The organism is Rhizobium sp. R634 (assembly GCF_002211305.1).
GTDB lineage: Bacteria > Pseudomonadota > Alphaproteobacteria > Rhizobiales > Rhizobiaceae > Rhizobium.
The window spans coordinates 70018-85356 of the sequence record NZ_LOKW01000025.1; the positions used below are offsets into that span (position 1 = coordinate 70018).

Consider the following 15339-nt stretch of genomic DNA (forward strand, 5'->3'; position numbering starts at 1 on the left):
TCTAGGTCATGAATGACGATGTATCGAAAAGACGTTTGGGCCGCGGCCTTGCGGCGCTGATCGGCGAAATGGATCAGCCTGTTCCAGTCGAAGCTGACCGGGCTGTCAGTGCCGATAGGATGATTCCGATCGAGTTCGTCAGCCGTAACCCTCGCAACCCTCGCCGTTTCTTCGACGATACCGAGCTGCACGATCTCGCCAGTTCGATTCGCCAGCATGGCATCGTGCAGCCCATCGTCGTGCGGACGATGGGTCGGGATCAGTATGAGATCATCGCCGGCGAACGGCGCTGGCGCGCCGCCCAGCTTGCCGGGCTGATCGAAATTCCGGTCATTATCCGTGATGTCGACGACAAGACCGCACTGGAAATCGCGATCGTCGAAAACGTCCAGCGGGCGGATCTCAATCCGCTTGAAGAGGCTTTGGGCTACGAGCAACTCATCGCTGAATATGGCTATACCCAGAACGACCTCGGCGAAATCATCGGCAAGAGCCGCAGCCATGTTGCCAATTCATTGCGGCTTTTGAAGCTGCCGGATCCGGTGCGCGATCTGCTTGCCGCCGGTAGCCTGTCGGCCGGGCATGCGCGTGCGCTTGTTTCGACGCCGGATCCCGCCAGCCTTGCTCGAACCATCGTCGCGAAGGGCATGTCGGTGCGCGACGCGGAAAAACTGGCGCAGAATAACATCAAGGCGCAGTCGGAGCCGCAGCAGCCGGCCTTGCGGCGGGATCAGAAGGATTCCGACACACTGGCCCTGGAAAGAACATTGTCTGATGCGCTTGGTCTTGAGGTTTCGATCAATCACAAGACCAGCGGTGGCCAGATCAAGATTTCCTACAAATCGCTGGAGCAGCTCGAAGAGATCTGCCGCCTGCTCGAGCGGCGCTAATCAAGCTGACTTACGGCCCGACTGCAGGGTGGTGGAGAGAAGCGTCTGCATAGCGACGCTGTCTTCCAGCACTTGGCGCCGCCGGCTCTGCAGGATAGCGGCCTGCAAGCGGTTCGATTCACGGGCAATGCTTTCCGCACTCCAGTGACGCAGCGCCTGCTCGATAATCGGCTTGCGGCGAAAATGCAAATGCCGGCCCATTGTCTGCATGATCTGCGGCGCTTGAATTCGTTTCTCTTCCATTTCGGCGCGCATCGTATCGAGAAGCTGAAATTGCTTCAGGCATGCCTGGAGCACGAGGAAAATCGCCGTCTTCGAGCTGCTGATCTTCTGCATCGCGTGCAAAAAGGCGTTCAGATCGCCGGTGAGAATTGCGTCCACCGCGTCGTCAACCGAGATGGCGCTCGCATCGCCGATTATTTCGGTGACGTGATGTTCTTCAATGGTATCCAAGCCGCGGCAGTAGAGCGCCAACTTGCGCACTTCGTTGCGGGAAGCGATGCGATCGCCGCCGATCAACGCGACCAGCGCCTGGCGCGCGGCTGGCGTAATGCCGAGCTTTTCCGCGCCGAGTTCAACGTCTATCAATCCGTTGAGAGCGCGACTGTCGTCAGCATAGGAGGGGATCGTCATGATCGCTCGGGCGGCTTCCGCCGCCTTGCGAAGCAGTGATCCCTTCTTGAGATCGCCGGCTTCGACGATCAGATGGGCGGCTTCGAGCGGCTTTTCGGCCAGCAGCGCCAATGAATCGACCAGGTATTTTTCGTTGGCGGCGCCGCGAATCCAGATCAGTTTCTCGCCGCCGAACAGGCCGATGGACTGGGCTTCGTCAACCAGCCTGCCGGGATCCTTCTGCAGGTCGCCGATATCGAGCTTCGTCAACGAGAAAGGGTCGTCGAGGGCGACACCGGTCTTGCCGGCGAGCTGGCTCGCGCGCTCGGATACGAGACCGCGGTCCGGCCCGTAAATGACGAAGATCCGGTAGTTCCGCGCCGATTTCTGCAGAAAGTTTTCGAATTCGTGGGACTTTATCTCCGCCACATCTCCGCCCTCAACGGCTGAGGGCGGCGGCGATATCGGCTCCTACGAATTCTGCCGCCTGATCCGCCGCCCGGTTTTCCGCGTCACGAATCGCCCTTTGCTTGGCGAATTCCTGCTCGGAGAAGTCCACCAGCGCGGTCGCCTGGCGGCTGCCGGCCTTGATGACATGATTGTCGGAGGTCGCACGCAGCGTGTAGGTGACGTTGACGGTCACGCGGCCGGCTCGCGACGTGTCGGAGGATTCGACGAGCAGCGTATCGGCAACGGCCGAGGTGGCGTGCATCTCGACCTCATATTGCGGGTTGACCGCTTCGCCGGCGCCACGTGACGCCAGGAAGATCAGGCGGTTGCGCACCTGCTGCTCGACCCGGCTGCCCGCCTCGGAAAAGCCGACCGAGGACAGCTTTTCGACCACGCCGGATTGCTCGGAATAAAGCGGCCGGACCTGGCAGGCCGAAAGAAAAGCCGAGGCGGCAAGGATCATGGCGATGCCGGCATTGCGGGCCAGCTTGCAAGCGATATCAGACGACAATGTTCACAATCCTTTGGGGAACCACGATGATCTTCTTCGGTGCCTGCCCGTTCAGCGCGTTCTTCACCGCATCCAGATCCAGCACGGCGTTGGTGACGGCATTCTGATCTGCGTCGCGAGAAATTGTCAATTCAGCGCGCTTCTTGCCGTTGATCTGCACGGGCAGAACGACGTCGTTTTCCATCACCAGCGTTTCGTCGTAACGCGGCCAGTCCGTACGGGCGAGAAGCTCATCATTGCCGAGCGCGGCCCAGCATTCTTCGGCCAGATGCGGCGTCATCGGCGCGACGAGCTGGATCAGGATTTCGGCAGCGTCACGCACCGCCGCGCGATAGGCGGCATCGCCCTCGCCTGCCGCAACCTTCGTCAGCGGCGCGGCGAGCGCATTGACGAGCTCATAGATGCGGGCGACGGCCTTGTTGAACCAGAGCTTGTCGTAGTCGTTCTGAACGGCCTTCAGCGTCTTATGCGCCGCCTGCGAGATCGCCAGCGCCTCGCCTTCTGTGGCCGGCGCGGGTGTCACGGCCGACAAGGCTTCCGCGGCTTCGGAAATCAGCCGCCACAGGCGCTGGGTGAAGCGATGAGCGCCTTCGACGCCGGCTTCCGACCAGATGACATCGCGCTCCGGCGGAGAGTCGGACAAAACGAAGAAACGGGCGGTATCGGCCCCGTAAGAGGCAATGATATCGTCCGGATCGACAACGTTCTTCTTCGACTTCGACATTTTCTCGATCGAGCCGATGGCGACCTCCTCGCTTGAGGTCAGCAGGAAGGCGCGGCGTTTGCCGTCGAGCTCTTCGATGCGGATATCGGCGGGGGCCACCCACTCGCGGCTGGCGCCGGCGCCGCGGCTGTAGGTCTCATGGACGACCATGCCCTGGGTGAAGAGGCCTTTGAAAGGCTCACTCGCCGCGACATGGCCGGTCTCGCGCATGGCGCGGGTGAAGAAGCGGGAATAGAGCAGATGCAGGATCGCGTGCTCGATGCCGCCGATATACTGATCGACCGGCAGCCAACGATTAGCCGCCTCAGGATCTGTGGGCTTGGCTTCCCACGGCGCGGTGAAGCGGGTGAAATACCAGCTCGAATCGACGAAGGTATCCATCGTATCCGTCTCGCGGCGCGCGTCCTTGCCGCAATGCGGGCAGGCGACGTGGCGCCACGTCGGATGGCGGTCGAGCGGATTGCCGGGCTGGTCGAAGGTGACGTCTTCCGGCAGTTTCACCGGCAGGTCCTTCTTCGGCACCGGCACGACGCCGCAGGCATCGCAATGGATGACCGGGATCGGGCAGCCCCAATAGCGCTGACGCGAAATGCCCCAGTCGCGCAGGCGGAAATTGATCTTGCGTTCGCCCTGCGGCGCGTTGCCGAGCGACGCGGCCGACAGCTGGTCGGCAACGATATTAAAGGCCTCTTCCGTCGTCTTGCCGTCGAGGAAGCGCGAATTGATCATGACGCCATCGCCGTCATAGGCGGTATCGCCAACGGAAAAGCTCGCGGCGTCGCCGTCGCTCGGCATGACGACGGGCACGACCGGCAGGCCGTATTTCCGGGCGAAATCGAGGTCGCGCTGGTCGCCGGACGGGCAGCCGAAGATCGCGCCCGTGCCGTAATCCATCAGCACGAAATTGGCGATATAGACGGGCAGCTCCCAAGAGGGATCGAGCGGATGGCGGACGCGGATGCCGGTGTTCAAGCCCTTCTTTTCAGCAGTTTCGAGCGCTGCGAGCGAAGTGCCGGCGCGGCGGCATTCCTCGCAGAAAGCCTCGATTTCGGCGTTCTTGGCGGCGGCGTCCTTGGCCAGCGGGTGATCGGCGGCGATCGCCAGGAAGGAAGCGCCGAAGAGCGTGTCCGGACGGGTCGTATAGACGGTAATCTCCGTCTCGCCGGCCGGCGCCGTTTCCGGCACGATCTCCCAGCGGATCGTCAGGCCTTCCGAACGGCCGATCCAGTTCTTCTGCATCAGGCGGACTTTTTCCGGCCACTGGTCGAGCGTATCCAGCGCGTCCAGCAGATCCTGGCTGAAATCGGTGATCTTGAAGAACCACTGCGTCAGTTCGCGCTGTTCGACCAGCGCGCCGGAACGCCAGCCGCGGCCGTCGATCACCTGTTCATTGGCGAGCACGGTGTTGTCGACCGGATCCCAGTTCACTTTCGACTGCTTGCGGTAGACCAAACCCTTCTCCAGGAAATCCACGAAGAGATGCTGCTGGTGCTGGTAATATTCGACGTCGCAGGTGGCGAATTCGCGGCTCCAATCCAGCGAAAGTCCCATGGCCTTCAGCTGCGCCTTCATCGAGGCGATGTTCTGGTAGGTCCACGAAGCCGGATGGACGCCGCGTTCCATGGCGGCGTTTTCGGCCGGCATGCCGAAGGCGTCCCAGCCCATCGGATGCAGGACGTTATAGCCGCGGGCGCGCTTGTAGCGGGCGACGACATCGCCCATGGCGTAATTGCGGACATGGCCCATGTGAATGCGCCCCGAGGGATAGGGGAACATTTCGAGGACGTAATATTTTTCGCGCGGATCTGAATTGTCGGTTTCGAAGACCTTGTCTTCGTTCCATTTCTGCTGCCAGCGGGGCTCGGCATCGCGCGGATTATAACGTTCGGTGGCCATCGTATTCGAAATTCCGGAAAATCAGGGGAGGTTGGTCGAGACCTTCACCACGAAACCACGGTAGCGTCAAGTTTTGCAGGCGCTGCAAGCGTCCGATCTTCATGTGGCGCAAGCGATTTCGCGAAAGCGGGTCTTGGCAAGCACAGAATGGCTGGCTAGTTCATTGCCATTCTTTTCACGCTGATATGTCGAGGCAGAACAATGGAACTTCAAGAGCGCTTGGACGAGGTGCGGTCGCGGATCGCGGCCGGGGAACGCCAGGCAGGCCGTCCGGCTGGCTCCGTTCAGCTCGTGGCCGTGTCGAAGACATTCGAGGCGGAGGCGATCCGCCCGGCGATCGATGCCGGGCAGCGGGTCTTCGGCGAAAACCGGGTGCAGGAAAGCCAGGGCAAGTGGCCGGCGCTGAAGGTCGAGCATCCCGATATCGAACTGCATCTGATCGGGCCGCTGCAATCGAACAAGGCGGCGGATGCCGTGGCGCTTTTCGATGTCATCGAGACCGTCGACCGGGAAAAGATCGCCCGCGCCCTGGCGGACGAAATGAAGCGGCAAGGCAAGACGCGCCGGCTCTACATCCAGGTCAATACCGGCCTCGAGCCGCAGAAGGCGGGCATCGCTCCGGAGGAGACGCCGGCCTTCGTCACGCTCTGCCGCGATGAACTCGGCCTGTCCATCGAGGGGTTGATGTGCATTCCGCCGGCCGAGGAAAATCCGGGGCCGCATTTCGCGCTTCTAGCGAAGCTCGCCCTGAAATGCGGCGTTGAAAAGCTCTCCATGGGCATGTCCGGCGATTACGAGACGGCGATCGCCTTCGGCGCCACCAGCGTGCGTGTCGGGTCGGCGATTTTCGGCGCGCGCTGATACTCTGCTTTGGTCGGGCTTCCCGTTCCCCTCGCCGCTGCCTAGATTAATATCGAGGCTTTGCATGTCCTGGGGAGGAGCAGATGCAGAACGGCTATCATCAGGTCTATGCGGCCTGGAAACGCGATCCCGAAGCCTTTTGGCGCGAAGCCGCCGCCGATATCGACTGGTTCAAGCCGCCGGAGCGGATATTTTCGCCCGATGACGGCGTCTATGGCCGCTGGTTTTCGGGGGCCGAAACCAATACCTGCCATAATTGTCTGGACCGGCACGTGGCCGCCGGACGCGGCAGCGAGACGGCGATCCTCTTCGACAGCGCGATGACCGGCGAGAAACGCCGTTTCACCTATGACGAGGCGCTTGCCGAGGTGAAGGCGATCGCAGCGACGCTGCTCGAGTTCGGCATCGGCAAGGGCGACCGTGTGATCCTCTATATGCCGATGGTGCCGCAGGCGGTGTTTTCCATGCTCGCCTGCGCCCGCATCGGCGCTGTCCATTCCGTCGTTTTCGGCGGCTTCGCCGCCAGCGAGCTTGCGGCGCGCATCGACGACAGCGGAGCCAAGCTGGTGATCACTGCGAGCTGCGGGCTCGAGCCCGGCCGCACCGTCGCCTACAAACCCTTGGTGGATCAGGCGACCGAGATCGCGCAAGCGAAGCCCGGGCACTGCCTGGTGCTGCAGCGGCCCGAGCTTCGGGCAGATCTCGTCAGCGGCCGCGATCAGGATTTCGAGGCAGCGGTGGCGCGCCACCGCGGCGCCGAGATTGCCTGCGTTTCCGTCAAGGCGACCGACCCGCTCTACATTCTCTACACGTCGGGTACGACGGGGCAGCCGAAGGGCGTCGTGCGCGACAATGGCGGCCATATGGTCGCGCTCAGCTGGTCGATGCGGAATATCTACGGCTTGAAGCCCGGCGAAGTCTTCTGGACGGCTTCCGATATCGGCTGGGTCGTCGGGCATTCCTATATCGTCTATGCCCCGCTGATTGCGGGCGTGACGACGCTGATCTTCGAGGGAAAGCCTGTGGGGACCCCGGATGCCGGCGCATTCTGGCGGATCGTCTCGGAATATCAGGTGCGCGTTCTCTTTACGGCGCCGACCGCATTCCGCGCCATCCGGCGGGAGGATGGCGCGGGCGAACTGCTGCGGAAATATTCCATGCCGGATTTCCGGGCGCTGTTTCTCGCCGGCGAGAGGGCGGATCCGGAGACGCTGAAATGGGCGGAGCGCATGCTCGGCGCGCCCGTGATCGATCACTGGTGGCAGACGGAGACCGGCTGGCCGATCGCCGCGAACCCGCTCGGTCTCGGCGCCCTCCCCGTCAAACACGGCTCGCCGACGCTGCCGATGCCCGGCTACGACATCGCGGTGCTCGACGATGCCGGCCATCCGGTCGAGGCGGGAACGCTCGGCAACATCGTCATAAAGCTTCCCTTGTCACCGGGCTGCCTGCCGACCCCGCGGAAGGCCGACGACCGTTTTCGGTCGGCCTATCTCGACGAGTTTCCGGGTTCCTACAAGACGGCCGATGCCGGCTATGTCGATGAGGACGGCTATCTCTTCATCATGTCGCGCACCGACGACATCATCAATTGCGCCGGTCATCGGCTTTCGACCGGCGCGATGGAGGAGGTCTGCGCGCGCCATCCCGATGTCGCCGAATGCGCTGTGATCGGCGTGAACGACGTGCTGAAGGGCCAGGCGCCCTGCGGTTTCCTGGTGCCGAAACGGGATGTTTCCCGTGAAACCGCGGTGATCGAATCAGAGGTCGTGGCGATGATTCGCGAATCGATCGGGCCTGTTGCGGCCTTCAAAACGGCCATTACCGTTAACCGATTGCCGAAGACGCGCTCCGGAAAAATTCTGCGTGGCACGATGCAGAAAATCGCCGACGGCATACCGTGGAAAATGCCTGCGACCATTGATGATCCGGCGACTTTGGAGGAGATCGCCGAGGCGCTGCGCAAACGCGGTTTCGGCTCCCTGCCGATGTGAAATTAATCATTCCGAAAGTCTAATTGAGAAATTATTAACCATGTTGCGCAAGGATTTGTTAACGGCAATGGCTTGCACAGCAGGCTTTGCATGACGCGGTCGCCGTTACCGGCTCAGTCCGGAATGCCCTTTCTCAACGATTGTGGGACGGATCATGACAAGTATCCTCACGAACAACGCTGCCATGGCAGCGCTGCAGACTTTGCGTGGTGTAAACGATAGCCTCAAGGACACCCAGGGTCGCGTCTCCTCAGGGTATCGTGTGGAGAAGGCGGCCGACAATGCCGCCTACTGGTCGATCGCAACGACCATGCGTTCGGACAACAAGGCGCTTTCGGCCGTCTCCGATGCCCTCGGTCTTGGCGCGGCCAAGGTCGATACCGCCTATGCCGCCATGGACAGCGCTCTTGATGTCGTCAGCGAAATCAAGGCGAAGATCGTCGCCGCCACGGAAAAAGGCGTCGACAAGACCAAGATCCAGCAGGAACTCGACCAGCTGCAGGAGCAGCTCCTGAGCATCGCTCAGTCGGCTTCCTTCTCCGGTGAGAACTGGGTCGCCGGTGCTTCCGGCACGAAGAGCGTCGTCTCTTCCTTCGTCCGCGACGGCAGCAATGCGGTTTCGGTGAAAATGACGGATTACGTACTGAACTCGGGCACGCTCGGAAACGTGCTCTTCGGCATGACCTCCACCGGTGCGATCGAGACCACCAGCGGCATCATCGGAACCGCCTTCAATGGGACCTATGGCGGCACGGTCATCGTCATGCCGTCGATCTATGCGCTCGACATCACCAATTTCACCCAGGGCCAGCTCGATTCGGCTCTGACCGGCATCGAACTGGTGCTCGGAGCCATGACCGCGGCCGGCTCGGCTCTGGGTTCGATCTCGACCCGTATCCAGCTGCAGGAGAATTTCGTCAGCGGTCTTCACGATTCCATCGATTCGGGCATCGGCCGCCTGGTCGATGCGGATATGGAAGAAGAATCGAGCAAGCTCTCTGCATTGCAGACGCAGCAGCAGCTTGGCATCCAGTCGCTTTCGATCGCCAATAGCTCGGCACAGAACATCCTCACGCTGTTCCGCAGCTGATCCGGGACAGGCGATCCCCAATAAAAAACCCCGCCGGGCGGTTCATTCCATCCGGCGGGGTTTTTGATGTGGCAGCTGATATCTCAGTACTGATCTTCGTCGTCTTCGTCCTTCGGGGCCGAGCGCAGCGAGCTCAGCTTGCGGAAGACGGCATCGGCGTCGATTTCCTTTTCCTCTTCGCGCTCATAGCTCGGGGTCAGGCGCTCGGTTTCCTGGGCCGATTGCAGCGTTGCGCCAAGCTCGGCGGCGGTCGGCAGCGGACGGCCCTTGGAAGCCTTTTCCACTTCCATATCGAGATCGATCTGGCTGCAGAGGCCGAGCGTGACGGGATCCATCGGCGCCAGGTTTGCGGAATTCCAGTGTGTGCGCTCGCGGATCTGCTCGATGGTCGATTTCGTCGTGCCGACGAGGCGGGAAATCTGCGCGTCCTTCAGCTCCGGATGGTTGCGAACGAGCCAGAGAATGGCGTTCGGGCGGTCCTGGCGCTTGGAGACCGGCGTATAGCGCGGGCCGCGGCGCTTGGATTCCGGCACGCGCACCTTCGGTTCGGAAAGCTTAAGCTTGTGGTTCGGATTGGCTTCGGCGCGGGCGATTTCGTCACGGGAAAGCTGTCCCGTCGAGATCGGATCAAGGCCCTTGATGCCCTGGGCGGCTTCGCCATCGGCGATCGCCTTGACTTCCAACGGATGCAGTTTGCAGAACTGCGCGATCTGATCGAAAGACAGCGCCGTGTTGTCGACAAGCCAGATGGCGGTCGCCTTCGGCATGAGCAATGTTTGAGCCATGGATATAGTCCTTCTATCGTCCGCGCCGGTCGCGGTCCGTGGATTGTCACCACAATGTCCGGGAAATATGCCGCTATATAACCGTACTGTCGCAGAATTGCAATTCTTCCGAAATCAAATGACCTTTGTCTAATTGCCGTGGCGATGCGACCTGCTATGAATTGCCGTGATTTGAAGTCCGGGCTCATAAATCGCTTGGCCCGTCGCATGTCCCATGAGGAGGAGTTCCATGTCGGAGAAGATCCATCCGGTGCCGAAGCCGGTAAAGGCGCGTGCCCTGATCGATAAGGAAAAGTACCTGAAATGGTACGAGGAGAGCGTCGAGGATCCGGACAAGTTCTGGGGCAAACACGGCAAGCGGATCGACTGGTTCAAGCCCTATACCAAAGTCAAGAACACCTCCTTTACCGGCAGGGTCTCGATCAAGTGGTTCGAGGACGGGCAGACCAACGTTTCCTACAATTGTATCGACCGCCATCTGAAGACGAATGGCGACCAGGTGGCGATCATCTGGGAAGGCGACAATCCCTATATCGACAAGAAGATCACCTATAACGAGCTCTACGAGCATGTCTGCCGGATGGCGAACGTGCTGAAGAAGCACGGCGTGAAGAAGGGCGATCGCGTCACCATCTACATGCCGATGGTTCCCGAGGCGGCTTACGCGATGCTTGCCTGCGCCCGCATCGGCGCGGTGCATTCTGTCGTCTTCGGCGGCTTCTCGCCGGAAGCGCTGGCCGGGCGCATCGTCGACTGCGAATCCACCTTCGTCATCACCTGCGACGAAGGTCTGCGCGGCGGCAAACCGGTGCCGCTGAAGGACAATACGGATACGGCGATCCACATCGCCGCCCGCCAGCATGTGCATGTCAACAAGGTGCTGGTCGTGCGCCGTACCGGCGGCAAGACCGGCTGGGCGCCGGGCCGCGATCTCTGGTATCACCAGGAAGTCGCCACGGTGAAGCCGGAATGCCCGCCGGTAAAGATGAGGGCGGAAGATCCGCTCTTCATTCTTTACACGTCAGGTTCGACAGGCAAGCCGAAGGGCGTGCTGCACACGACGGGCGGCTATCTCGTCTATGCCTCAATGACGCATGAATATGTCTTCGACTATCATCATGGCGACATCTATTGGTGCACGGCCGATGTCGGCTGGGTCACCGGCCATTCCTATATCGTCTATGGGCCGCTGGCGAACTGCGCAACGACGCTGATGTTCGAGGGCGTGCCGAACTTCCCCGATCAGGGCCGTTTCTGGGAAGTCATCGACAAACACAAGGTCAATATCTTCTATACCGCGCCGACGGCGATCCGCTCGCTGATGGGCGCCGGCGACGAATTCGTCACGCGCTCTTCGCGTTCGTCGCTGCGGCTGCTCGGCACTGTGGGCGAACCGATCAACCCGGAAGCCTGGGAATGGTATTATAACGTCGTCGGCGACAAGCGCTGCCCGGTCATCGATACCTGGTGGCAGACGGAAACCGGCGGCCATATGATCACGCCGCTGCCGGGCGCCACCGATCTGAAGCCGGGTTCGGCGACGGTGCCGTTCTTCGGCGTCAAGCCTGAGCTGGTCGACAATGAGGGCAAGGTGCTGGAAGGCCCCGCCGACGGCAATCTCTGCATCGCCGACAGCTGGCCGGGCCAGATGCGCACCGTCTATGGCGATCACGACCGCTTCATCCAGACTTATTTCTCCACCTACAAGGGCAAGTATTTCACCGGCGACGGCTGCCGGCGCGACGAAGACGGCTATTACTGGATCACCGGCCGTGTCGACGACGTACTCAACGTCTCCGGCCACCGGCTCGGAACGGCGGAGGTGGAGTCCGCCCTCGTCTCGCATAATCTGGTGTCGGAGGCCGCGGTGGTCGGCTATCCGCACTCGATCAAGGGTCAGGGCATCTATTGCTACGTGACGCTGATGGCCGGCCACGAAGGCACCGACACGCTTCGCCAGGAACTGGTGAAACATGTGCGTACCGAAATCGGACCGATCGCCGCGCCCGATAAGATCCAGTTCGCGCCCGGCCTGCCGAAAACCCGCTCCGGTAAGATCATGCGCCGCATCCTGCGCAAGATCGCCGAGGACGATTTCGGCGCTCTCGGCGATACCTCGACGCTTGCCGATCCCGCTGTCGTCGACGATCTGATCGCCAACCGGCAGAACAAAGTGACTGCCTAAACAGAAAGGCCGCTCCTCGTTGTTGGAGCGGCCTTCTCTTTCACGTTGGAAAATCAAGTGCCTTTATGCGGCGTTAGCTAGATCAGCTGGAAACCAAACGGGGCTATCATAGGACGCCTTCATGATTTCAATGCTCCGTTCGCAGTCAGCACGCTTGACATAGCCTTCACTACTAACTGCAATGGTCTTAGCGTTGGAAGCATCATACTTCCAACGCCATTCGTTACGGGCATCCTTATACATCCAATAGGATGGGTATGTACGTGTGGCCACATTGGCCTCCTTACGTTTGAAAACGTTAGGCTTGACCACGGCGATAATCTCTGACTCAATACTGTTGTACGGATGCCGCGTCCCGCGCCTAACGCAATAGGCGGGATGCAAATCCAAAGCCGTCACTTTTCCTTGGTCGGGGGGGTGGCGGCTTTTTCTTTGCTAAAGCGAAGTAAGGAGGATTCGCTCAGCGGAGTCAAGAAACCCAACATGTAGATGCCTTGAAAATTGCGAAAAAGTAAATTATTGTAGATAAATCAGTGTATTATATGATTTTCTGACTTTGTTTCGATTGACGGACAAATCACAAAATGTAGATGAAGTCTCGTCTTCGGGACCGAATCAGAAATCGATCGCCCTACCATTGATCTCGTAGTCGCCGAAGCGGGCGGGCTCGGCGCCGCCGCGGCCGCCGATCTCGGGCGGCAGTTCCAGGGGCTTCTGGTTCTTCCGCCGTTCCTCGGCTTCGGCAAGCGCACGCCGGGCAGCCGGAGAGAGCATCTTGCGCGGCGGCTCCGATCCCTCGGCGGCCGGGATTTCGCTGTTGTCGTTGTCGGCTTCCTGCATTGGCTTCTCCTGCCGGAAAACATTGAAAATGGCGGGTGAATAACCAAATCATAATGCGCCGGCACCGGGATTGAAAGCTCGTGACGCCGAAATCGGAGATGGAGATCCGCGATGAACCTTGTCCGCACTGCCATGTTGCTCGCCTTCATGACGGCGCTTTTCATGTTTGTCGGCTTCCTGATCGGCGGTCGGGCCGGCATGATGATCGCATTCGTCATTGCCGCCGGCATGAATTTCTTCTCCTACTGGAACTCCGACCGCATGGTGCTTTCGGCCTACCGCGCCCAGCAGGTCGATGAACGCAACGCGCCGGAATTCTTTGCGATCGTGCGCGATCTCGCTCGCAATGCCGGCCTGCCGATGCCGAAGGTCTATCTCTACGACAGCCCGCAGCCGAATGCCTTCGCCACCGGCCGCAATCCCGAAAATGCCGCCGTCGCCGCCTCGACGGGTCTGCTGCAAGCATTGTCCCCGGAGGAGGTCGCCGGCGTAATGGCGCATGAGCTTGCCCATATCCAAAACCGCGACACGCTGACCATGACGATCACGGCAACGCTTGCCGGTGCGATCTCGATGCTCGGCAATTTCGCCTTCTTCTTCGGCGGCAACCGCGAGAACAACAATCCGCTCGGTTTCATCGGCGTCCTCGTCGCGATGATCGTGGCGCCGCTCGCCGCCATGCTGGTGCAGATGGCGATCAGCCGCACGCGCGAATATTCGGCCGACCGGCGCGGCGCCGAGATCTGCGGCAACCCGCTCTGGCTCGCCTCGGCGCTCGGCAAGATCGCGCGGGGTGCTGCGCATGTCCCGAACGAAGACGCCGAACGCAATCCGGCGACGGCGCATATGTTCATCATCAATCCGCTCTCCGGCGAGCGCATGGACAATCTGTTTTCCACGCATCCGAATACCGAAAACCGCATCGCCGCGCTGCAGGAGATGGCGCAGGGCGGCATGAATGTCTCGACTGGGCCGGTCCGTGCTGCTAATCCGTCGCGCAAATCGCGCTCTGTTCCGAATACGGGTCGCGGTGGTTCGCAACCGCCAAAAGGTCCGTGGTCTTGAATTCTGACGGCACGAAGAAGCCATTCCGCAAACAGAAGCCCTCCGCGCCCCGATCGGTGCCTGATAAGCCCGGCCTGCAGGCCCGGGCCGCGGCGGCGAAAATCCTGGCTGCCGTGGTCGACCGCAAGCTGCCGCTCGACGGCGCTCTCGACCACGAACATGGCAATCCCGCCTATAAGGCGCTGGGCGAGGGCGATCGGGCGCTTGTGCGCGCCATCCTGAATACCACACTTCGCCATCTGCCGCGCATCGACGCGGCAATCGCCGCCCTCCTGGATTCGCCGCTGCCTGAGGGCGCGCGGGCGCTGCATCACGTTCTCGCCATCGGCGCGGCGCAGATCCTCTATCTCGATGTGCCCGATCATTCGGCCGTCGATCTTGCCGTCGAACAGGCCAATCAGGATCCGCGCAATCGCCGTTTCGCCAAGCTGGTCAATGCCATCCTGCGCCGTCTCGGCCGCGAGAAGAACGAGGTGCTGGAAGAGATCGGCAAGGTTGCGCCGATGCCGGCCTGGTTCATTGCGAGGCTGGAGAAAGCCTATGGCGGGGAAGCGGCGCTGGCGATTTCCGAATCCCAGCTCGAGCCCGCCGCGATCGATCTGACCGTCAAATCCGCACCCGAAGATTGGGCGAAGCGCCTGAACGGCGTCGTTCTGCCGACGGGCGGCGTGAGGCTTGCGGCCTTCGAAGGCGGCATTCCCTTGCTCGAAGGTTTCGACGAGGGCACATGGTGGGTGCAGGATGCGGCGGCCAGCATTCCGGCCAAGCTTTTCGGCGATCTCTCGGGTAAACGCGCTGCCGATCTCTGTGCCGCGCCCGGCGGCAAGACGGCGCAGCTCATCCTTGCCGGGGCTGCCGTCACCGCCCTCGACCAATCGGAAAGCCGGCTAAGACGGCTGCGGTCGAACCTGGAACGGCTTGGCCTGAAGGCCGAGACGATCGCGACGGACCTGACCAAATTCGAGCCGGCCGAGCGCTTCGATGCGATCCTGCTCGACGCCCCCTGCTCCTCGACCGGTACCACCCGCCGGCATCCCGACGTGCTGTGGACCAAAGGGCCTGACGATATCGCCCGGCTTGCGGCGCTGCAGGAGCGGCTGCTGCGTCATGCGCTGACTTTGCTGAAGCCGGGCGGCATGCTGGTTTTCTCGAACTGCTCGCTCGATCCGGCAGAAGGCGAAGAGGTCGTTGCCCGTATTCTCGCCGGTACGGATGCGGTCGAGCGCGTTGCGATCGACGCCCGTGACTGGCCGGGCCTCGAAGCGGCGGTCACGCCGCTCGGGGAATTCCGCACCCTCCCCACAATGCTGAAAATGACCGGTGGTGTTGCCTCCGGCCTCGACGGCTTCTATGCGGCCGTGCTGCGTCGAACAGCGTAATCGCAGCTCCGAGAACCGTTGGATAATCTCCGGCGGCGCGCATGAATTTGAGTATAT

The 15339-nt window shown here is 61.3% G+C and carries 13 protein-coding genes; 7 read left to right on the forward strand and 6 right to left on the reverse strand.

Going from position 1 to position 15339, the window contains the following annotated elements:
- The first annotated feature begins 8 nt into the window (after positions 1-8).
- Positions 9-890: a ParB/RepB/Spo0J family partition protein gene (locus tag ATY77_RS23350; protein ID WP_088689045.1), complete on the forward strand. Its 882-nt coding sequence runs from the start codon at positions 9-11 to the stop codon at positions 888-890.
- Here the strand turns inward: ATY77_RS23350 and holA are convergent, their stop codons facing one another.
- Genes holA through leuS form a run of 3 tightly spaced genes read right to left on the reverse strand, consistent with a single transcriptional unit; the run spans position 891 to position 5083 of the window.
- Positions 891-1931, reverse strand: a complete 1041-nt coding sequence (gene holA, locus ATY77_RS23355) for a DNA polymerase III subunit delta (RefSeq protein WP_088689046.1) — start codon at positions 1929-1931, stop codon at positions 891-893.
- Positions 1932-1941: 10 nt separating this feature from the next.
- On the reverse strand, positions 1942-2463 hold the full coding sequence (lptE, locus tag ATY77_RS23360) for an LPS assembly lipoprotein LptE (RefSeq protein WP_088689047.1): 522 nt from the start codon (positions 2461-2463) through the stop codon (positions 1942-1944).
- Positions 2453-5083, reverse strand: a complete 2631-nt coding sequence (leuS, locus tag ATY77_RS23365; protein ID WP_088689048.1) for a leucine--tRNA ligase — start codon at positions 5081-5083, stop codon at positions 2453-2455. Before leuS ends, lptE begins: the two co-directional genes overlap by 11 nt.
- Positions 5084-5284: 201 nt before the next feature.
- Here leuS and ATY77_RS23370 point away from each other — a divergent pair, with 201 nt between their 5' ends.
- The 3 genes from ATY77_RS23370 to ATY77_RS23380 all read left to right on the forward strand — a co-directional run bounded on the left by ATY77_RS23370 (position 5285) and on the right by ATY77_RS23380 (position 9028).
- A complete protein-coding gene (locus tag ATY77_RS23370; RefSeq protein WP_088689049.1) occupies positions 5285-5944 on the forward strand; it encodes a YggS family pyridoxal phosphate-dependent enzyme in 660 nt (219 codons plus the stop codon).
- Positions 5945-6027: 83 nt separating this feature from the next.
- Complete coding sequence (locus tag ATY77_RS23375) at positions 6028-7938, forward strand: propionyl-CoA synthetase (protein ID WP_088689050.1); 1911 nt, start codon at positions 6028-6030, stop codon at positions 7936-7938.
- A gap of 154 nt (positions 7939-8092) precedes the next feature.
- Positions 8093-9028: a flagellin gene (locus ATY77_RS23380; RefSeq protein ID WP_088675407.1), complete on the forward strand. Its 936-nt coding sequence runs from the start codon at positions 8093-8095 to the stop codon at positions 9026-9028.
- 83 nt (positions 9029-9111) lie between these two features.
- On the opposite strand, the gene ATY77_RS23385 is transcribed toward ATY77_RS23380, so the two are convergent.
- Positions 9112-9813, reverse strand: coding sequence for a DUF1013 domain-containing protein (locus tag ATY77_RS23385; RefSeq protein ID WP_088675408.1), 702 nt, complete (start codon positions 9811-9813; stop codon positions 9112-9114).
- Positions 9814-10042: 229 nt separating this feature from the next.
- On the opposite strand from ATY77_RS23385, the gene acs reads away from it, so the two are divergent.
- Positions 10043-11998, forward strand: a complete 1956-nt coding sequence (acs, locus tag ATY77_RS23390; protein WP_088689051.1) for an acetate--CoA ligase — start codon at positions 10043-10045, stop codon at positions 11996-11998.
- 63 nt (positions 11999-12061) lie between these two features.
- On the opposite strand, the gene ATY77_RS23395 is transcribed toward acs, so the two are convergent.
- Positions 12062-12241 (reverse strand): DUF1508 domain-containing protein, encoded by a 180-nt coding sequence (locus ATY77_RS23395; protein ID WP_245314392.1) that lies wholly within the window; start codon positions 12239-12241, stop codon positions 12062-12064.
- Positions 12242-12613: 372 nt separating this feature from the next.
- Positions 12614-12838 (reverse strand): DUF1674 domain-containing protein, encoded by a 225-nt coding sequence (locus tag ATY77_RS23400; protein WP_088689052.1) that lies wholly within the window; start codon positions 12836-12838, stop codon positions 12614-12616.
- 111 nt (positions 12839-12949) lie between these two features.
- On the opposite strand from ATY77_RS23400, the gene htpX reads away from it, so the two are divergent.
- Complete coding sequence (gene htpX, locus ATY77_RS23405; RefSeq protein WP_088689053.1) at positions 12950-13903, forward strand: zinc metalloprotease HtpX; 954 nt, start codon at positions 12950-12952, stop codon at positions 13901-13903.
- A complete protein-coding gene (locus ATY77_RS23410; RefSeq protein ID WP_088689054.1) occupies positions 13894-15282 on the forward strand; it encodes an RsmB/NOP family class I SAM-dependent RNA methyltransferase in 1389 nt (462 codons plus the stop codon). Before htpX ends, ATY77_RS23410 begins: the two co-directional genes overlap by 10 nt.
- The last annotated feature ends 57 nt before the right edge of the window (positions 15283-15339 follow it).